The organism is Rhodococcoides navarretei, assembly GCF_038069675.1.
Classification (GTDB): Bacteria; Actinomycetota; Actinomycetes; order Mycobacteriales; family Mycobacteriaceae; genus Rhodococcoides; species Rhodococcoides navarretei.
In genome coordinates, this window is record NZ_JBBPCN010000001.1 from 4352410 (window position 1) to 4370114 (window position 17705).

20 protein-coding genes and 1 pseudogene are annotated in these 17705 nt (G+C 63.6%); 11 read left to right on the forward strand and 10 right to left on the reverse strand.

Annotated features, from left to right (window positions below; genetic code table 11):
- Positions 1-35 precede the first annotated feature (35 nt).
- Positions 36-326 carry a hypothetical protein gene (locus AABD04_RS20515; RefSeq protein WP_068051213.1) on the forward strand — a complete coding sequence of 97 codons (291 nt, stop codon included), beginning with the start codon at positions 36-38 and terminating at the stop codon, positions 324-326.
- 201 nt (positions 327-527) lie between these two features.
- Here the strand turns inward: AABD04_RS20515 and AABD04_RS20520 are convergent, their stop codons facing one another.
- The 4 genes from AABD04_RS20520 to AABD04_RS20535 form a co-directional block, all read right to left on the reverse strand.
- Positions 528-875, reverse strand: coding sequence for a hypothetical protein (locus AABD04_RS20520; RefSeq protein WP_094642614.1), 348 nt, complete (start codon positions 873-875; stop codon positions 528-530).
- A gap of 310 nt (positions 876-1185) precedes the next feature.
- The gene (locus AABD04_RS20525) at positions 1186-1458 is read right to left on the reverse strand and encodes a DUF4235 domain-containing protein (protein WP_032375676.1); all 273 of its coding nucleotides are present in this window, start codon (positions 1456-1458) and stop codon (positions 1186-1188) included.
- A complete protein-coding gene (locus tag AABD04_RS20530) occupies positions 1455-1766 on the reverse strand; it encodes a DUF3618 domain-containing protein (protein WP_094642615.1) in 312 nt (103 codons plus the stop codon). Before AABD04_RS20530 ends, AABD04_RS20525 begins: the two co-directional genes overlap by 4 nt.
- Complete coding sequence (locus tag AABD04_RS20535; protein ID WP_314145773.1) at positions 1763-3379, reverse strand: YhjD/YihY/BrkB family envelope integrity protein; 1617 nt, start codon at positions 3377-3379, stop codon at positions 1763-1765. The genes AABD04_RS20530 and AABD04_RS20535 overlap by 4 nt, the downstream gene beginning before the upstream one ends.
- Before the next feature lie 365 nt (positions 3380-3744).
- On the opposite strand from AABD04_RS20535, the gene AABD04_RS20540 reads away from it, so the two are divergent.
- The 7 genes and pseudogenes from AABD04_RS20540 (at position 3745) to AABD04_RS20570 (ending at position 8527) form a co-directional block, all read left to right on the forward strand.
- Positions 3745-4041: a hypothetical protein gene (locus AABD04_RS20540; protein ID WP_052063203.1), complete on the forward strand. Its 297-nt coding sequence runs from the start codon at positions 3745-3747 to the stop codon at positions 4039-4041.
- Positions 4038-4226 (forward strand): hypothetical protein, encoded by a 189-nt coding sequence (locus AABD04_RS20545; RefSeq protein WP_032375675.1) that lies wholly within the window; start codon positions 4038-4040, stop codon positions 4224-4226. Before AABD04_RS20540 ends, AABD04_RS20545 begins: the two co-directional genes overlap by 4 nt.
- Before the next feature lie 224 nt (positions 4227-4450).
- A pseudogene (locus AABD04_RS20550) lies at positions 4451-5602 on the forward strand (IS3 family transposase).
- Entirely contained in the window at positions 5602-5880 is a 279-nt protein-coding gene (locus tag AABD04_RS20555) for a metal-sensitive transcriptional regulator (RefSeq protein WP_314145663.1), read from the forward strand. Before AABD04_RS20550 ends, AABD04_RS20555 begins: the two are co-directional and overlap by 1 nt.
- Before the next feature lie 56 nt (positions 5881-5936).
- Positions 5937-7298, forward strand: a complete 1362-nt coding sequence (locus AABD04_RS20560) for an MBL fold metallo-hydrolase (RefSeq protein WP_314145652.1) — start codon at positions 5937-5939, stop codon at positions 7296-7298.
- A gap of 178 nt (positions 7299-7476) precedes the next feature.
- The gene (locus tag AABD04_RS20565; protein ID WP_314145653.1) at positions 7477-7815 is read left to right on the forward strand and encodes a hypothetical protein; all 339 of its coding nucleotides are present in this window, start codon (positions 7477-7479) and stop codon (positions 7813-7815) included.
- Between the two features lie 85 nt (positions 7816-7900).
- Positions 7901-8527, forward strand: a complete 627-nt coding sequence (locus AABD04_RS20570) for a DUF305 domain-containing protein (protein WP_314145654.1) — start codon at positions 7901-7903, stop codon at positions 8525-8527.
- Positions 8528-8630: 103 nt separating this feature from the next.
- Here AABD04_RS20570 and AABD04_RS20575 read toward each other — a convergent pair whose 3' ends face one another.
- From AABD04_RS20575 to AABD04_RS20585, 3 genes are all read right to left on the reverse strand, one after another.
- Positions 8631-10799, reverse strand: a complete 2169-nt coding sequence (locus AABD04_RS20575) for a heavy metal translocating P-type ATPase (RefSeq protein ID WP_341442301.1) — start codon at positions 10797-10799, stop codon at positions 8631-8633.
- Complete coding sequence (locus AABD04_RS20580; protein ID WP_341442302.1) at positions 10796-11038, reverse strand: heavy-metal-associated domain-containing protein; 243 nt, start codon at positions 11036-11038, stop codon at positions 10796-10798. Before AABD04_RS20580 ends, AABD04_RS20575 begins: the two co-directional genes overlap by 4 nt.
- 635 nt (positions 11039-11673) lie before the next feature.
- Complete coding sequence (locus tag AABD04_RS20585) at positions 11674-11925, reverse strand: SHOCT domain-containing protein (RefSeq protein ID WP_314145664.1); 252 nt, start codon at positions 11923-11925, stop codon at positions 11674-11676.
- A gap of 600 nt (positions 11926-12525) precedes the next feature.
- On the opposite strand from AABD04_RS20585, the gene AABD04_RS20590 reads away from it, so the two are divergent.
- The 3 genes from AABD04_RS20590 to AABD04_RS20600 all read left to right on the forward strand — a co-directional run bounded on the left by AABD04_RS20590 (position 12526) and on the right by AABD04_RS20600 (position 14626).
- Positions 12526-13518, forward strand: a complete 993-nt coding sequence (locus tag AABD04_RS20590; protein WP_314145657.1) for a prolipoprotein diacylglyceryl transferase family protein — start codon at positions 12526-12528, stop codon at positions 13516-13518.
- 170 nt (positions 13519-13688) lie between these two features.
- The gene (locus tag AABD04_RS20595; RefSeq protein WP_314145658.1) at positions 13689-14015 is read left to right on the forward strand and encodes a rhodanese-like domain-containing protein; all 327 of its coding nucleotides are present in this window, start codon (positions 13689-13691) and stop codon (positions 14013-14015) included.
- 347 nt (positions 14016-14362) lie between these two features.
- Positions 14363-14626 carry a hypothetical protein gene (locus tag AABD04_RS20600; RefSeq protein WP_314145659.1) on the forward strand — a complete coding sequence of 88 codons (264 nt, stop codon included), beginning with the start codon at positions 14363-14365 and terminating at the stop codon, positions 14624-14626.
- Between the two features lie 54 nt (positions 14627-14680).
- Here AABD04_RS20600 and AABD04_RS20605 read toward each other — a convergent pair whose 3' ends face one another.
- The 3 genes from AABD04_RS20605 to AABD04_RS20615 form a co-directional block, all read right to left on the reverse strand.
- Positions 14681-15643 carry a M56 family metallopeptidase gene (locus AABD04_RS20605; protein WP_243597147.1) on the reverse strand — a complete coding sequence of 321 codons (963 nt, stop codon included), beginning with the start codon at positions 15641-15643 and terminating at the stop codon, positions 14681-14683.
- The gene (locus tag AABD04_RS20610) at positions 15640-15996 is read right to left on the reverse strand and encodes a BlaI/MecI/CopY family transcriptional regulator (RefSeq protein ID WP_032375711.1); all 357 of its coding nucleotides are present in this window, start codon (positions 15994-15996) and stop codon (positions 15640-15642) included. The genes AABD04_RS20605 and AABD04_RS20610 overlap by 4 nt, the downstream gene beginning before the upstream one ends.
- Positions 15997-16117: 121 nt before the next feature.
- Positions 16118-17617: a multicopper oxidase family protein gene (locus AABD04_RS20615; RefSeq protein ID WP_094662170.1), complete on the reverse strand. Its 1500-nt coding sequence runs from the start codon at positions 17615-17617 to the stop codon at positions 16118-16120.
- Between the last annotated feature and the right edge of the window lie 88 nt (positions 17618-17705).

The following is a 17705-nucleotide window of genomic DNA, read 5'->3' on the forward strand; positions in this document are numbered from 1 at the left end:
ATCAGCCACGAGAATTCGTCTGCTTCAATTCCGTCATGACCGAACCGGTAGAGATCACAACGACACCACCCACCATTGGTGACACACTCCAAGTGCGACGCCTAGAGGGCGGCACCGCTACCGGGACCGTAGTCGAGGACTTCGCCGACTACTTGCTGACCGTCCCCGCCGCCGGCCGAGACTGGGCCATGCCCCATCGATGGGCCATCGCGTCGGAAGACGGAACGCTGATCTTCGCCGACGACGCCGACATCATCGAGCACCACAAATCCGAACCGTCGACGACAGCACCGACAACACCGAACGACATCAGCGACAAGACCTGACCGGTGGACATCTACTCAATTCTGGTTGCCTCGGTCATCGGGTCCGCGGCCGTACTAAGCATTGCCATACCAGTCCTGCTGGCCATGACGATCATCGACATCACGCGGGCGCTGCGAAACCGCACCAAAGGTTCCCCAGGCCAACACCCGGCGTCAGCACGAAGTGCAGCCAACTTCTGACACTGACAAACGTCATCGACACTACTGATCCTCGCGTTGATCGCCCTCGCTGGTGGGAAGTCGATTCACGTCGCGATCACCGTAGGAATCACCCCATTTCCACACGCCACTGAGTGCATCGCGAACTTCGCTACCGCCCCGACGACGGCGTAGGCGCGTGGTACGCATGGCGTACTCACGGAGTCGATCACGGACATCGTCGTCCAGGTCTGGGCCACTGGGCAGATTCAAGGCCCACCACAACCGGCGCCGATACTCCGCACCCGAAATCCCGAACGCCACGAAGATGTCTTCGTCATCGGCACCTCCATAGGGTTCCCAGCGCACCGCGAACCCCACAAAAGTCTCTGCCGACCGCTCTTCCGTCATACCGATGATTCTGGTCGACGTATCGACCCGTCCGCACATCGGCCGCCCACCCCCACCACAGCCTTGAACACCCCGACCTGTGGTGCCGCTTGTGCAGTTCACTTCTGCACTCAGAATGTCAGAAGACGACTGCAATCACGGGTAAAACCCCAGCAAATCGTGCAGCCTACTTCTGAAACTGACACCATCCCTGAGTGCATCGCCGTTCCGACAACTCGTAGTCGTTTTCTATCGACGTTTCGGCATCGTCGAACGGGAAGCCGCACCAGACCGCCGATCGAGTGCGGACGCCTGTGTAAGGCTCTCGTGATCAGCTGGGGTCTTCGTGGGCGAGAGCGCGGTAGCCTTTCGCTCCGGCACGGTCGACGGCGGCTTTGACGACCCCGAACACCGCGCCATGAATGGCGGCCGCGATCAGCACCTCTTGGACGGTGCGGCTCAGGTCTTTCGGGTCGGGAGTCGAGGTGTCGTTGTCGCCGATACGTTTCCACACCTGCTTGAACACCACCCCGGCAAGTACCCCGCCGAGCACGCTGGTAGCCAGCGACAGCGGTTTGTACACCGCTTTCGACACCGCACTCATCGCAGCAACCGCCGCGCACGGCGACGACGCGAGAACACAACCAGCACTACCGCCGCGACCAGGGTCCCGACAGCGGCCGCGGCGACCTGCGGATTGTCCTGAGCCAATGTCTTGGCCTTCTCCGCCTGAACGGTTGCTTCACTGCGCACCCGCGCAGGCACATCGACTTTGTCGGCGAGCGCCGCCACCGTCTCGGCGAGTTCGGCGCGCTGCTGTTCGATATCCGGCACCGGCGCTACTGGCGGGTCTGTCACGTGCGCCTCCTCGCCTGTCTCGTTACCACGTGCAACGTGCTTGTTCTCGGTCATCGGATTCCCTTCTTGATGGCGGTGATGTCGTCGTTGACACTGGCGACGGTCTCTGCCGGTACCGGAGGTACCGCATTCTTCGCGCGTGAGGTCCCCACCGCAGCCAAAACCCCTCCCACCACCAGGACTGCGGCGGCGACGATCAGCGCTGCCAGCCACGCCGACAGCACTGTCGCCAACCCCAGCACTGCAGTTGCTATCAGAGTGGCGAGACCGAAGAACAGCAGCAGTGCGCCCGCACCGGTGATACCGATACCGATGCCGAGCCGGGTGCCTTTGCTTTTCACTTCCTCGAGGCCTGAGCGGATCTCGCTGCGCACCAGCGTCGACACCTGATCGGTCAAACGTTCGACGAGCTGCACTGTCGACAGATCCGCAGCCGAAGTGCGGGCTTCCTCCGACGGTGGCCCGGAATGAGCGTTCATTGTTTCTCCCTGCATATGTTGATTCGAAGTGATGTCTCCGCCAGTGCTGGAGCCGGAAACAGGTACAGGCAACGGCTTTTCGTCGCCGTGTGTCGTGCGATTGTGTCTGTCATCGCGCTGCCCAGCACCGCTGGAATGTGCCGTGGCATGTTGGTGCCGAAGCCGTCGTCCGTCGTCGACGGCGGCGGCATCTTTCTCCTCGTTCTTCTCCGACACCCGAGTATCTCGGGGTGGGAGCTGCAAACGTTCCTCGGCGACCATCCCTGCCTGCAGTTGTCGGCCACGTTCGAGTTCGGAATCGAGTTCGGCACCGAACAGCAACGCAAGGTTGGTGATCCACAACCACAGCAGGAACACGATCGCCCCGGCCAACGATCCGTAGGTCTTGTTGTAGCTGCCGAAATTGGCGACGTAGAACCCGAACAGGATCGTCGCGGCGACCCACACCACGATCGCCACCACTGCTCCGCTGCTGATCCACCGAAACTTCGGCTGCTGAATATTCGGAGTCGCGTAATACAACAACGCGACCGCGAGAACGACGATGACCAGCACGACCGGCCACCGTGCGATGTTCCACACCGTCAACGCGGTATCGCCGAGACCGACCGCATCCCCCACCGCGGCTGCTACCGGTCCGCTGACCGCGAGCATCACCGCCGCGAGAGCAATCAGCACCAGCGCCGCCACCGTCACCAGCAACAGCACCGGCCGCAATTTCCAGACCGGACGCCCTTCCTCGACCTCGTACATTCGGTTCATCGCCCGCCCGAACGCCCCCACATACCCCGACGCCGACCACAACGCACCCGCAACACCAGTAACCAGAGCGAACCCTGCGGCCGGAGCGGACACCAACTGCGTGATCGGCTCCCGCAGCGTCTCCACCGCCGAGGAGGGTCCCAGATCGGACACGATCTGCAACACACCATCGACGGTGGCTTGTCCTTGCCCGAACACACCGAGCAGCGACACGATCGCCAACACAGCGGGAAACAGCGACAACACTGCGTAGTACGTCAACGCTGCCGCGAGATCGGTGCACTGATCACGCGAGAACTCACGCGCAGTCTTGCGAAGCACGAACAGCCACGACGTTTTCGTCAACTCCGTCGGCGAGTCGGCCTTGCGCGGATCATCCGGGTCGGCATCCACCGGTGCGGACGGGACATCATCGTTCTCACTCACCTGACGCTAGTACCCGCAGCACACCGACGAAAACATTGCCCGAGAGTCAGCAGCAGATGAATCGTCGGCACAGAAAACGCAGTAACAGTCTGGTCTTGCGCCGCAAAATGGACCGAGCTTGGTACGCAGAGCACCGCTACCACCGGCGCGGTCTGTCTCTCGATGAGTGAACAACCCGTCAACCGAACAGGGTTTCATCGGAAATAGAACGGGGACGGTTTTCGCCCGGTGGCGGTGACAGATCACCATCACTCTTCCGTTGTTGTACACGGCCCCATACCCACGACGTTATCGGCGTTGTCCGCAGGCGAGGCGTCGAGACCACCGCGAATCAGCGGCTGACCGGCCTGCTTCAATGCTGAACTATGACCGATCCCAAACAAACCACCACCGGAGCCCTCTCGGTTGGTGACATCATCGAAGTGCACCGCCCCGACGGGACCACCTCTGCAGGGACACTCGTCGAGGACTTCGGGGACTACCTCCTGCCCGCAGACACCCTCGGTCGCACCTGGACGCCCCCACACCGCTGGGCGATCGCCCTGGACTCCAGGACCCTCGTCTTCGCCGACGACCAGGACGTCACCGCACTACCTGCTCCCCCACCCACCAACACCGCAGCCAACAGTCCCGCAGCTGACAGCACCGCCGGCACGCCGTGACGAAACACCCTCGATCTGTCCCCCGCCGCACCTATCTGTTCTGGAGCGGCGTAGCGCTCGTGCTGATCACCTGCGCGGCGTGGGCACTCGACCCCGAACGCGGGTTCCTCAGCGCCGCGATTCTCGGTGCCACCGGGACCGCCGTATTCCTGGCACTCGTAGCCGTCATCAGCAGAACAGGATGAGCGAACAACCCGCCCGGGCATGGAGGCGGGCGAGTCTGCGCGCACGCGCCCACCGCGATCGGTTCGACCTCGACACGCGAAATGAGGTTCACCCCGGATGCCGACGCAGCAGGTATCAGTTTTATCAAGACCGGCTGAGCGGCCGAAGGACGATTGGGACTGCCCCAGGTTTGGTTGACATCTGATCTGTGAGGATCGCTCCTCACGGTGGAAGGATGTTCACCATGCCGAAAGCGTTCCCAGAGGAGTTCCGCCGCGACGTCATCGCTGTTGCACGCAAGGGCGAGGCCCCATTGTCAGATCGCGAAGGACTTCGGAATATCCGAGGGCTGTCTGCATCGGTGGCTGAAGATCGCCGACCGCGACGACGGCATCGAACGAGGCACGACGCCGGCCGGCTTGGACGAGTCCGCCGAGCTACGGGAGGCCCGCAAACGGATCAAGCTCCTCGAGCAAGAAGCCGAGGTCATGCGCCGTGCGGTCGCCTACCTGTCCCGGGATGTCAACCCAAAATGATCTACCCGCTGGTCCTCGACCTTGCTGCCGACGGAGTCCCCGTCACAGTGACCTGCCGGGTGCTCGGATTCTCCACCCAAGCGTTCTACAAATGGAAGAAACAACCAGTCACACAACGTGATTGGGACGACGCGCATCTGATCAACATCGCTCGTGAAATCCACGCCGACGACCCGGCATTCGGCTACCGCTTCATCGCCGACGAACTGCCGGACCGCGGCATCACCGCCAGCGAGAACAGAGTCGCACGACTGTGCTCACAAGAACGGCTGTGGTCCGTGTTCTCCAAGAAGCGCGGCCTGAACAAGAAAGCCGGCCCGCCCGTCCACGACGACCTCGTCGACCGCCAATTCACCGCACAGGAACGCAACCAGATCTGGCTGACCGACATCACCGAGCACCGTACCGACGAAGGCAAGCTCTACCTCTGCGCCATCAAAGACCTGTACTCGAACAAGATCGTCGGATACTCGATCGACAGCCGTATGAAAGCCTCACTGGCAGTATCTGCACTGCGAAACGCCGTCGATCAACGAGACCCGGACGGCACCATCGTCCACTCCGATCGAGGTAGCCAATTCCGTTCACGAAAATTCGTACATGAGCTGTCCCGCAACGGTTTACAGGGATCCATGGGGCGGGTTGGGGCGTGCGGAGACAATGCTGCGATGGAGTCATTCTTCGCGCTTCTGCAGAAGAACGTGCTCGATCGACAACGTTGGTCCACGCGAGAGCAGTTACGGCTGGCGATCGTCACCTGGATCGAACGGACCTACCATCGCAAGCGTCGCCAACGCCGGCTCGGCAAACTCACCCCAACCGAGTTTGAGACAATCAATCAGTCCGCACACGCGGCCTGATTCACTCAACCCAACGAGTCAACCGAACTCGGGGCAGTCCCCTCAACCGGCTGCGCCGCGCACACGGCCAGCTCGCCGGAGTGATCGGCATGATCGAGAACGGACGTGACTGCAAAGACGTCGTCACCCAACTCGCCGCCGTCTCCCGCGCCCTCGACAAAGCTGGCTTCAAGATCGTCGCCACCGGCCTCCGCGAATGCATGACCGGCGAGACCGCCGACAACAAAGAACCCATGACCGAAGCGGAACTGGAAAAACTCTTCCTCGCACTGGCCTGAACCACCCATTTCACGTCAGAAACGAGGCCGACCCGACAACACCGTAGGAGTACCCCATGAGCACGACCAATCCAGATATTGCCGTCATCGAAACCTCGAGCCTCGGTGACCGCAGCTACCTGATCAGCCACGACGGCATCGCCGTCGTGATCGATCCTCAACGTGACATCGACCGCGTCCTGGCATTGGCAGCGGACAAGAACGCCGCGATCACCCACGTACTCGAAACCCACATCCACAACGACTACGTCACCGGCGGACTCGAACTCGCACGCACCACCGGAGCCGAATACGTTGTGCCCGAGGGTGACCCGGTCGAATACGAACGCCGGTCAGTCGGCGACGGCGATGTCGTCGCCGCGGGATCTGCGCAGTTTCAGGTCATGCACACCCCAGGCCATACACATCATCACGTCAGCTACGTGCTGCGACTCGGCGACAAGCCAGTCGCGATCTTCACCGGCGGCTCGATGCTCTACGGATCCACCGGCCGCACCGACCTACTCGGCTCCGAACACACCGACGAGCTCACCCATGCGCAGTTCCACTCGGTCCGTCGAATCGCCGCCGAACTCCCCGCTGACGTCGAGGTCTACCCCACCCACGGATTCGGTAGCTTCTGCTCCGCCACACCCACCAGCGGCGACTCGTCGACCATCGGTGAACAGCAACAGTCCAATCCCGCGCTGACCCAGGACGAACAGACCTACGTCGACGAGTTGATCGCAGGACTGTCGGCCTACCCCGCGTACTACGCCCACATGGGCGTCATCAACACCGAAGGTCCGGCCCCGATCGACCTGTCGACCCCAGAACCCGCCGACCCCGACGAACTACGTAGGCGCATCGACGACGGCCAGTGGGTCGTCGACCTCCGTGCACGCACCGCCTTCGCTGCAGGGCATCTCGACGGCTCCCTCGGCTTCGAGCTGTCGACAACGTTCGTCACCTACCTCGGATGGCTCTACCAATGGGGCGCGCCGCTGACACTGATCGGCGACACATCCGATCAAATCGAAGATGCCACACGCGAGTTGGCGCGCATCGGCATCGACCGCCCCTCCGGTTCGGCTGTCGGTGAGATTCACTCACTCGCCGGCGACGGCCACGTGCGGTCCTACGAGGTGTCTGACTTCGCCGGACTTGCCGCAACCGACTCCGACATCACTGTGCTCGACACACGTCAACAGTCCGAGTACGCGGACGGCCATATCCCCGGTGCAGTGAATATCCCCCTTCACGAACTACCGCACCGACTTGCAGAGGTCCCCGACGGCGACGTGTGGGTGCACTGCGCCTCCGGCTACCGCGCCTCGATCGCGGCCTCACTGCTCGACCGCGAACACCGCACCGTGACGCTGATCGACGACGACTACGACCACGCAACAAATCTCGGACTCGACACCTCGAAGACATGACGAAACGCTTCTACGACCGAAAGCGAAGAGACGAGTGTACCCCCAGGGGGTATATCCGAGTATCATCGGCCGCGTGCGCTCAGTGAGTCGGCGTGGTCGACGGGGCACAGCTCCAACGGCAGCTTTACTGATTGCACTGACAGTGTTCGGTGTTCTGTTGATGCATTCGGTAACACCGATGTCGATGTCCGTGACCGGCTCGATGTCCGCCGCGATGACCGACGGCCATGCCTCGATGTGCGGCGGCCACGCCTCGATCGCAGCACCGTCCCACACGGACGCCGCGGTTCCGGTGATGGCAGGGGAACACGACTGCCCGTCGGCACACCAGATGATGCACCCCTGTGTGGGCACGACAACTTCGTGGCCCGCGCTGACGTACCCGGCGGTGAACGCAGCCATCGACCCGGTACCGACGCTGCTCAACCGGATCGTTGGGCGCACCGACTCCGCGTGGGGACGTGCGCCGCCGTGGACGTTGTGGGAGTTGGACAGATCGGTGACCTTGCGAGTGTGACAGGGAGCCCGGCAGACGCGTGTCTGTCGGCGGATCGAACGACATCGAATCCTCTGTACTACTCACTCTTGCAAGGAGTTTCCTCATGCGTACCAAAGTTGTTGCCTCGATCGCTGCTGCTGCCGCGAGCGCGTTCCTCGTCGTCGGCTGTAGCGACAACTCTTCCGAGTCGTCGATGGATGGCCATTCGATGGGATCGATGTCCTCGACGCCGGCATCGTCCGCTCCGGCGAGCTCGACGGCGCAGTTCAACGATGCCGACGTGATGTTCGCGCAGATGATGTACCCGCACCACGCGCAAGCAGTCGAGATGGCCGACTTGGCGAACGGCCGCACCGAAAACCCGGAGGTCCTGTCACTGGCATCGGCGATCGCCGCCGCGCAACAGCCCGAGATGGACCAGATGACCACCTGGCTCACCGAATGGGGCCAGCCCATGCCCGACATGGACATGGGTGACATGGGCGGGATGGACCACAGCTCCGGCAGCGGCATGATGACCGCTCAGGACATGGACGCGTTGATGGCAGCGTCGGGACCGGAATTCGACCGCCAGTGGTTGACGATGATGATCGCCCACCACACCGGTGCCATCGAGATGGCGAACACCGAAATAACGGACGGTTCCAATCCTGACGCCCTGGAGATGGCCCGCACCATCGTCGCCACTCAGCAGCAGGAGATCGACACCATGCAGCGACTGCTCGGCTGACCTGGTCCGCTACGCGAAGCGGCCGCATCCTCTCCGGCGGAGAGGGTGCGGCCATCAGCGTTCCGCAGTTGTCAGCGCCGTACTCCTGGGACGAGATCAGCTCTCACAGCGCCGGTTCGCGCTGCGACGGAGCATCGGAATTCCCATCGTTCACCGCTCCGGTGATGGCGTCGGGTGTGAGGTCGAGTCGACGCAGTAACTGCGCGTTCGCGGCGACGATGATCGTTGACAGCGACATCAGGATCGCGCCGATCGACATCGGCAGCACGAACCCGACCGGCGCGAGCACTCCTGCCGCAAGCGGGACTGAGATGAGGTTGTATCCCGCTGCCCACCAGAGGTTTTGCTTCATCTTCCGGTACGAGGCGCGCGAGAGTTCGATCACCGACAACACCGACCTCGGGTCGTCGCTGGCGAGGATTACTCCGGCCGACGCGATAGCAACGTCGGTACCCGCGCCGATAGCGATACCGACATCGGCCTGCGCGAGAGCCGGTGCGTCGTTGACCCCGTCCCCGACCATCGCCACGGTGCGCCCTTCTTGTTGAAGTTCAGCAACGTTGTGGGACTTGTCTTCCGGTTTCACCCCCGCGAAGTAGCGGTCCACACCGAGCTCGGTGGCGACGGACTTCGCGACGGCATCGGCATCACCGGTGATCATCACGACCGCGATTCCGCGCGCATGCAACGCGTCTACCGCAGTGCGTGATTCGGGCCGGATCTCGTCGGCGAGCGCAAGGGCACCGATCACAGCACCGTCGGCCAGGACGTGCAGGATGATCGCCCCGTCGCCGCGCCACCGATCGGCGACAGCGAGTTCGGATCCGTGTTCCTGCTCGAGCAGCGCGGGCCCGCCGACCTGTACGCGGGTACCGTCGACATTCGCAGAGACCCCGACAGCGGGAGACGACTGAAAACCGGCTGCAGCCGGGACGGTCAGGTTCCGCGCACGTGCGGCACCGATGATGGCACGGGCGAGGGGGTGCTCGGAATCTGCTTCCGCGGCAGCAGCCAAAGCGAGGACCTCGTCGGCGGTGCGGTCGCCGGTCACCTCGATCGCGGTGACGGTGGGTTCACCCTTGGTGAGCGTGCCGGTCTTGTCGAAGAGCACGGTGTCCACCGTGCGCATGGTTTCGAGTGCGAGCCGGTCCTTGACCAGAACCCCGCCGCGGGCGGCGCGCTCGGTGGCGATGGAGACCACCAACGGGATAGCAAGTCCGAGTGCGTGCGGGCAGGCGATGACCAGCACGGTGATGGTGCGGATGACGGCGTCGTCGGGCATCCCGACCAAAGTCCACACGGCGGCGGTGATGACCGCGGCACCGAGAGCGAACCAGAACAGCCAACCGGCGGCGGTGTCGGCGATGCGCTGAGCACGCGACGTCGAGTTCTGAGCGTCGGCGACCAAGCGGCCGATGCCGGCGAGGGCAGTGTCGTCCCCGACCGCGGTGACCTGGACGCGCAGACCTGAGTCGGTGGCGACAGTGCCGGCGACGACCTGATCGCCGTCGCTGCGGCGGACGGTGCGTGATTCCCCGGTGATCATCGATTCGTCCATGCTCGCCGATCCGGACACGATGGTGCCGTCCGCCGGTACGCGGCCGCCGGGGCGCACGACAACGACATCACCGAGCTGCAGCTCGGCCGGGGACACCTGCACCACATCGTCGCCGTCGACGCGTTCGGCGGTGTCCGGGAGCAGCGCCGCCAACGAGTCCAGAGCGGAGGTGGTCTGCGCGAGGGACCGCATTTCGATCCAGTGCCCGAGCAACATGATCACGATCAGCAGCGCCAGTTCCCACCAGAAGTCGAGCTGATGATCGAGCAGACCGAGGCTCGCTCCCATCGACGCGACGAATGCGACGGTGATCGCCAGGGCGATGAGCAGCATCATTCCCGGTGCACGTGAACGGATTTCGCCGATTGCGCCGGTGAGGAACGGGGAACCGCCCCAGGCATACATCACGGTGCCCAGCACCGGGGAGACCCAGGCGATCCACGACGAGTCGGGCAGTGAGTATCCGAGAAGCATCGCGAACATGTTCGAGGCAACGATCACCGGAACGGCGAGGACCAGCATGATCCAGAACAGGCGACGGAACATGCCGACGTGATCCCCATGACCGGCATGACCACCGTGCCCGGCATGACCTCCGTGTTCAGTGTGCTCGCCGCGGCCGGAGCGGGCTGCGCCGTGGTCGGACATATCGTGGCCCGGCAGCGTGCCCGCTGTCTCGACTCCGCCAGCGTCGGCATGTGTGTGGTTGTTCATCGTGTGATCCTTCTCTTTACCGAGTTCGATGGGTTACCCAGTGCGCGGGTCTGAGGGTTGCGGTTCGGCGGTGATGATCCGGCCTGGTCGAGGTGGGCTGCGCGTGTCACTGTCAGCGCTCCCGCCGACGCCGATACGTCGACTGTGTCGACCCCGGCGACAGCGTCGACTTCGTCGCGGACCGATGCCGTGCAGTGCCTACGGGTCGTGCCTGTGACGCGATAATCGGTGGTGCTCATGCGGCGCTCCCTTCGTACCCGATTCACCATACCCCATAGGGGTATGTCTGCCAGTGGGTTCGCAACCTCGCCTGAACCTCTCGGTAAAGAAGTCGATGCTGTTCGCGGCCCTGGACGGTGCGAGGCGGCTGACATTGGGGTGCGTCGACGCGCAGGCCACTGTCATGTGAGACGGGCAGAGCGGGAGTGCTATCGACCCCGGGTGTAGGCAATCGGTCGGCCCAGCTGGGCTCGCAGCGGTGGACGCGCCCAGCTGGGCACGACATCGTCACATCCGCGGTGACGATTCCGATTCAGGTGTGCTCACCGTCCGCAGGCGGAGTGGGCATCTACGCCGGGTAGCGGCGCGCGTGGCGGGCCCATGTGCCGATACCCGATGGGGGGACACCTGCTTGTTCGGCCGCCCGGAGACGTCGAAGACCAGACGGCGGAGAGCTCAGCTCTCGCCCATCATGGGGCGGCTCGAACATAGCGCTGAGCGTGTCGTAGATGGGCGTGTCGCTCACTTTCGGCTTCCTGTCCCAATTCTATTCATGGTCGGCTGCGTCGACGTTCTTACAGTCGGCGCACCTAGGCGGCGGGCCCGGTCTGCGGGTTGAGTCAATTACTGTCCAACACTGCGCAACTACATCTGCTCACTGTCGGTTGGCGGCACGCTTACGCAGCTCGGCGGTCGCCAACTCCGTGACTGCGGCACGATATAGGTCTCGATCTATTTCCCCGGCGGCGAATCGACGATCGAGGATTTCCTGCGCATCCTCCCCCGATTGTGGACGAGCGCCGACAAGCCGAATCACACCCCAGGCCAGCAGGGCGATCACGAACAGCCAGAACACGGCCATCCCCGTCATCATCGCCCATCCTCCACCCATGTCGCCCATATTCATCACTGTCGGCTCCTTCTCTTTCGGCGGCTACTCGCTGACCTGCGAAATACGACCATCCGCGCACCTACTATACCGCTTAGTAGTTCAGCTACTATCGGTGATAGTAGTTGGATGCTGTCGAAACGCCATCGCGCCGACCGGCGATAATGGAGGTCACCTGTGGGAAACAAGTCCAACAAGTCACGATCGAAAGCGCCGAAGCGCCGAAGCGCGGTCGAACGATCCGAGCGGTTTGCGTCGAATTCTCGCTCCGATAGCACGTCGGCCGAGCCTCGGTCCGGGCATCCCCTCTTCACGGTGACCCCACCCTCTGCGGTCAGCGTTGCCGTCGCCGACCACCTTCGGAGCAGGGGCCTATCGCCCCAGACCAGCACTGTGCACCCCACTGTCTCCCACCGATTCGTGTCGCCCTCCACCGCCGCAGCGCGACCGACGGCCCCGACAGTAGGACCGGCGATCGATTCCGCAGCGCCACCGGAACGCCCACGTGAAAGCATATCCGAGGATGCTGCGCCCGCACCGCGGAGATATGCACCCAAGCGCTCACCAGCCAACAGTTGTGCCGATGAGCTTTCGCAGGTCGAGCCACTGGGGCTCGCGGTGACCTACTGGGGTGTCGGCGATGCCGATTCCGAGCCCCACCAGGACGTGGCGATTCGCTTCACCGGATCGCGGGTGAAGGCCGAGGGCCACCCGCCGACCGACAAGGACAGTTTCGATCGAACACTGGTTCTGAAATCACGTCCAGCTGTCGAGGGCCGGTTCGCCGCCACCACCCGCATTCAGGGCATTGCCAGCGGAGAGTGGGAGGTGAGCGCGCGACGTATCGACGGGGGCGCAGACAGTGCCGAACGGCAGCAGAACTCCGTGCTCACCGCTCGCACTGCGCTACTGACGTACGGACCCGCTGTGCGGGTGTGGAGTTGGCCGGCGTTGGTAGCGGCGGGCGCGGTGGTTGCACTGATACTTCAGGGACTCCTCCTCTCGCGTACGGACACCAATGTTGCTGCCGCTGTTGCAATGTCAGCTCTGAGCTGCGTTCTGGGATATATCGGAGCCAAGGTGTGGTACTTGGTCTTGCACCGTCGACCCGTTGCTACCTTCATCCGCGCTGGAGCGTGCATACAGGGCTTTCTCCTCGTGTCGCTCGGCACCTTGGTCATCGGCGGAGCACTCGGGGGTATGGACGTCGGCGCAGTCCTGGATGCAACCACCCCGGGATTGTTTCTCGGCATGGCGATCGGTCGCCCCGGATGTTTCTTGGCGGGCTGCTGTTCGGGACGCCCGACCGGATCTCGATGGGGCCTGGTCTCCTCCGATCGCACCCTGGCGACGAGGAGGATCCCCGTTCAGCTCTACGAGGCCGCCGCAGCCCTGCTGATCGCAGGCGTGACGCTCGCCGTTGTACTTTCGGTCGACCTTCCCGTCGCAGGGCTGGTCTTCCTCGGCAGTATCGCCGCATACACCTTGATCCGGCAAGGCCTGTTTCTGTTCCGGGTGGACGCGCACACTCGCCGAGGCCGACTCGCTGTCTCCATCATCTGCGTCGCGATCCTCGCCGGCGTAGTTGCAGGGTCGCAGGTGCTCTCGTGATTACTGAACGTGCCCTGATACGGGCGCCTTTCGATGATCATCTCGAAGCGATAGCACCGCATTCGGTGGCCCGGTCGACGCGCCGGAGGAGTCCGGCATCGGCACTGGCTGTCCTCGTCCTTGCACTCGCTGGATGTACCGGCAGCGAGGCAACTGAGCCCAGTGCGTCAATGCCCGTCGCTACGCGGGCAGAACTGCTCAATCCCGCTGACTTCGCCGCCGCGATCGCCGACCCCAGCCGAGTCACGATCAACGTCCATACCCCCAACGAGGGCCAGCTCCCTGGAACCGACTCAAGTCTTCCCTTCGACCAGATCCAACAACAGGCCGCGACGTTGCCGCCCGACCGGACCACACCGCTGGCGATCTACTGCCGTACCGGGACAATGAGCGCCACCGCGGCGAAAGACCTGGCCGCTCTCGGCTACACCGATGTCATCGAACTACAAGGCGGCATGCTCGCGTGGCGACACACCGGACGAACCATCGAAGAATGATCAATCACCTTCCGCAGCGCCGACCCCAGAGGTTGATCACCAGAACGTGTCCAACGAAATCGGATGCCGAGATCGTCTTGTTCGGGGTTCACCAGGTCGGGACCGGACAATTCGCCGATGGTTCCCGCTGCTGCCGGGAAGTAGACGATATCGGTTTGCCACCGGGCGCAACGAAGTCGAACGAGCCCCCGCCCTGTGCCGCCGAATCAGAACCTCTCGCGCATGCTGTCCCGCTCAGCGCTACCGGCGCAGGGATGCTGCCGCTCGCGGGAAGCCCTTCTCGGCGGTGCTTTGGCTCCGCCAGCCAACGTGCACACGAGCAGTAGCGTGTGGACGCGCACGGTGCGATGACAGGCGAGCAACGAGACGGCGGGCGGCGGAGATCGCGGGCGCTCTACACCGAGGCGTACAAGCGTGAACGCCGCCGTCAAGGTCGGGGCTGGGTGGTACTGACAGCGGGTGTAGTGATCGGGTCGACCCACGTCATCACCCATCTCGGGCAGCTTCGATTTCTTCCGAGCACCGGATGGCAGGATCTCGCGGTCGGCTATCCGATGGCGATGATCCTCGCACTCATCGGTTTCATGATGATCGCTACCCGCACCGGATAGCAGAGGGCGAGTACGGCGGGCAAGCGAACGTGATCGCCAGTGCCGCAGTTCGTCTCATCCCACCGCGCAGGACGCCAACGTCATGGCCGCCAGCAGGGCCACTACTGGTAACGCAGGCAGGGCGACGGCGGTGCACGCGGCGAACGCACGCGCCCACCGGAAGGAAGCACGTGGGGTCGTTCGCTCGACCGCGAGACGCTCGAGCCGTACAGCGGTCGCGTCCGACACCATACCGAGGGCGGGCAGGGGAACAGGGTGCGGGCGAAGAGAAGTCAGAGCGCGCCGCACCGGGTCTCGCCCGTGCGAGCGTGCTGCCCGAGCGTCCGCGTCGAGTTCGACGAGAGCTCGCACGAGTGCAGGGGACTGCCGCATGATCGGCAGCCACGGAAACGCATAGGCCACCGACTCGGCAATGCCTACGAGCAGATGATGCCGGCCATCGATGTGTGCACGTTCGTGTGCGAGGACCGCCTCGACTTCAGCAGGCGTCAACTGCGTACGCAGCCCCTCGCTGGCCACGACCATCGCCGGTCGTCCCGCGACGCTGTACGCGAGAGGACTGTCCAACGGAAGCCACAAGGTCGACGCGGGTTGATTCGAACCGGAAAACCCGACGCCTCCAGCGATGATGCGCAGCAGATCGATGTGCCGCTCGTACACTCGCCGTCGCTCACACACTGCGCGCCTCAGGTGGACGATCCAGCGGACTGCGCCGCAGCCCAACATCGCAATCCCGACAACCCCGACGATGGCCTCGACGCGGGCAGGTATGTCGCCCTGAAGGGCGAGCCAGCATTGGTGTGCGATGTCGACCAGGGTCGTCACGCCCCCATGACTGGGGATCGCACTGAGCACGACCGGTACCGCAATGCTGACCAAGGTGCCCACAACGAGCGCCGACCACGTCAAGAGCGTGACGTGCGCATCGATACCTCTGTCGATCATCGACCTCATCAGCAATGGCGCGGCAGCCGCAACCAACAGCCCACCGAGGGCCCACAGGAGTACGGCAGTCACCTCTGACGCTCTTTCAGACCGCGGGTGAGCACCTTCGATTCGTCATCGGAAGCGCCGCGGGCGAAGTGCAGCAGCACGCTCGTCGGGTCGCCGGTCGATTCGAGAAGTATTCGCAAGGCGTCGGAGGCGGCTTCTTCCCTGCTTCGGGTGGCTTCGTACCAATATGCCCGTCCGTTGCGTTGTCGGTGTACCCAGCCTTTACGGTGCAAATTGTCGAGCACCGTCTGAATCGTGGTGTACGCCGGTTCTCGACCGTCCTCGAGTTGATCGATGACATCACGAACCCGGACTGCGGCGCTGGTATTCCACACCACGTCCATCACCAGAGCTTCGAGCTCTCCCAAACCCTGCATGAGTGCCTCCTAGGCGCGTGTTCACTCTATCCCGTCGAACGAGCCAGCTACGTGATCCTTCGGTAGCGAGCACCCTGGTCCGAGAGGTTTGCATGCCTCGAATACGAATGCGGCCGTAGGCTCACGCCAGGTAGGACACCGATGTCATCATTCCCGCTTCCCCGTGATAGAGGTTGTGGCAGTGCAGAAGCCACTGGCCGGGATTGTCGGTGTCGAAGTCGACTTCGACAGTTTGGTTCGGCAAGACCAGCGAGGTGTCCTTCCGGGGGCCTGATCCGGCACCGTTGACAACCTCGAAGGTGTGTCCGTGCAGATGCATGGGATGAAACATCGTGGTGGCGTTGACGAAGCGAAGTCGTACTCTTTCGCCTTCGCGAACGTCGAGGGGGGTGTGCTGCTCGTACGTCTCACCGTTGAGCGTCCAGGTGTACCCGCCCATCTCCATCCCGAGAGCGATGTCGTACGTGCGATCCGGCTCGCGTGCGGACAAGCGGACCGTATCGAGCGACCTCAGTCGATCAGCCATCACCGGGGCTGCAGAGAGTTCGGCAGGCCGGACTGAGGACTGCGGCGCGGCGCCTGGCCCGGTACGCAACACAGCGAACCCGCTCCCGTCCTTACCTTCCGCGGCGGCGACAATCGGAAACGCCCCGTCCTGCAAGGTGATGATTGCGTCGTAACGCTCTCCCATCCCTATCAACAAGCATTGCGCCTGCTCGGGCTGAACCGGAAATCCGTCGCTGTGAGTAACAGTGAGAGGATGCCCCCCCACTGCGAAACGGAAGGCCGTGTCGGCAGCTGCGTTGATGATGCGCAGGCGCAGCCGCTGGCCCGGCCGTCCGCCGAGCACGATGGGATCGGCCCCGATCTTGCCGTTGATCAGGTAGTACGGGTAGCTCACGTCGCCGGTGTCGCCACCGAGAGGCGACTGGGCGGTGGGCGCGCTCATCGACATGCCGCCCATCGACATGCCCTCGCTGCGCAGCCGTTCGAGTTCTCGATCGGGGTCGCCGGCTACCCCGTCGAGCCAGTCGTCGAGGACCAGGACGGCTTCGAGGTCGTAGTCCGAGCCGTCGGCGGGGTCCTCGACGATCAGCGGTGCATACAGTCCTCTGTCGAGTTGGGTACCGACGTGAGGGTGAAAGAAGTACGTGCCCGCGTCGGGCACGGTGAAGTCGTAGCCGAACGAGTCACCGGAAGCCACAGCCGGCTGAGTCAGGCCCGGCACTCCGTCCATGTCGTTGCGCAAGGCGATTCCGTGCCAATGGATCGTCGTCTCCTGCTCGAGGCGGTTGTCGAGCTGTGCGCGCAACACATCACCTCGGCTCAGGCGAATCTCGGCACCGGGGAGTCTGTCGCCGAAAGTCCAGGTCTGTACCTGCACTCCGCCGAGGTCGATCGTGCTGGGCTGAGCACTCAAGGAAATATCGACTTGTCTGCCGGTAGCCGAGCGGCGCGCGTCCTCGGCCTGTCCCACCACATCGGAGTCCGGTCCGACGACTGCTGTTGCGGACGAGCCATTGCCGCATGCCCCCAACACGACGGCACTCGTTCCGGCCGCGCTCAGCGCGAGAAAGTTGCGGCGCGTGAGCGAGAACGCACCTGCCCGCTGCCCGGTCATACACATCTCCCAATTCTGTAGAAGTCCGTCCGCCGGCGGGCGTTCGATCCTCGCCGCGTTGCTGGTGCTGGTGCTCGTGCTCGTGCTC

Excerpts from the sequence above, each read along its gene's own strand:
- AABD04_RS20515 (WP_068051213.1), top strand. The coding sequence starts at position 36 with ATGACCGAACCGGTAGAGATCACAACGACACCACCCACCATTGGTGAC.
- AABD04_RS20520 (WP_094642614.1), bottom strand. The coding sequence starts at position 875 with ATGACGGAAGAGCGGTCGGCAGAGACTTTTGTGGGGTTCGCGGTGCGC.
- AABD04_RS20525 (WP_032375676.1), bottom strand. The coding sequence starts at position 1,458 with ATGAGTGCGGTGTCGAAAGCGGTGTACAAACCGCTGTCGCTGGCTACC.
- AABD04_RS20530 (WP_094642615.1), bottom strand. The coding sequence starts at position 1,766 with ATGACCGAGAACAAGCACGTTGCACGTGGTAACGAGACAGGCGAGGAG.
- AABD04_RS20540 (WP_052063203.1), top strand. The coding sequence starts at position 3,745 with ATGACCGATCCCAAACAAACCACCACCGGAGCCCTCTCGGTTGGTGAC.
- AABD04_RS20560 (WP_314145652.1), top strand. The coding sequence starts at position 5,937 with ATGAGCACGACCAATCCAGATATTGCCGTCATCGAAACCTCGAGCCTC.
- AABD04_RS20565 (WP_314145653.1), top strand. The coding sequence starts at position 7,477 with ATGTCGATGTCCGTGACCGGCTCGATGTCCGCCGCGATGACCGACGGC.
- AABD04_RS20570 (WP_314145654.1), top strand. The coding sequence starts at position 7,901 with ATGCGTACCAAAGTTGTTGCCTCGATCGCTGCTGCTGCCGCGAGCGCG.
- AABD04_RS20575 (WP_341442301.1), bottom strand. The coding sequence starts at position 10,799 with ATGAACAACCACACACATGCCGACGCTGGCGGAGTCGAGACAGCGGGC.
- AABD04_RS20580 (WP_341442302.1), bottom strand. The coding sequence starts at position 11,038 with ATGAGCACCACCGATTATCGCGTCACAGGCACGACCCGTAGGCACTGC.
- AABD04_RS20585 (WP_314145664.1), bottom strand. The coding sequence starts at position 11,925 with ATGAATATGGGCGACATGGGTGGAGGATGGGCGATGATGACGGGGATG.
- AABD04_RS20595 (WP_314145658.1), top strand. The coding sequence starts at position 13,689 with ATGCCCGTCGCTACGCGGGCAGAACTGCTCAATCCCGCTGACTTCGCC.
- AABD04_RS20600 (WP_314145659.1), top strand. The coding sequence starts at position 14,363 with ATGACAGGCGAGCAACGAGACGGCGGGCGGCGGAGATCGCGGGCGCTC.
- AABD04_RS20610 (WP_032375711.1), bottom strand. The coding sequence starts at position 15,996 with ATGCAGGGTTTGGGAGAGCTCGAAGCTCTGGTGATGGACGTGGTGTGG.
- AABD04_RS20615 (WP_094662170.1), bottom strand. The coding sequence starts at position 17,617 with ATGACCGGGCAGCGGGCAGGTGCGTTCTCGCTCACGCGCCGCAACTTT.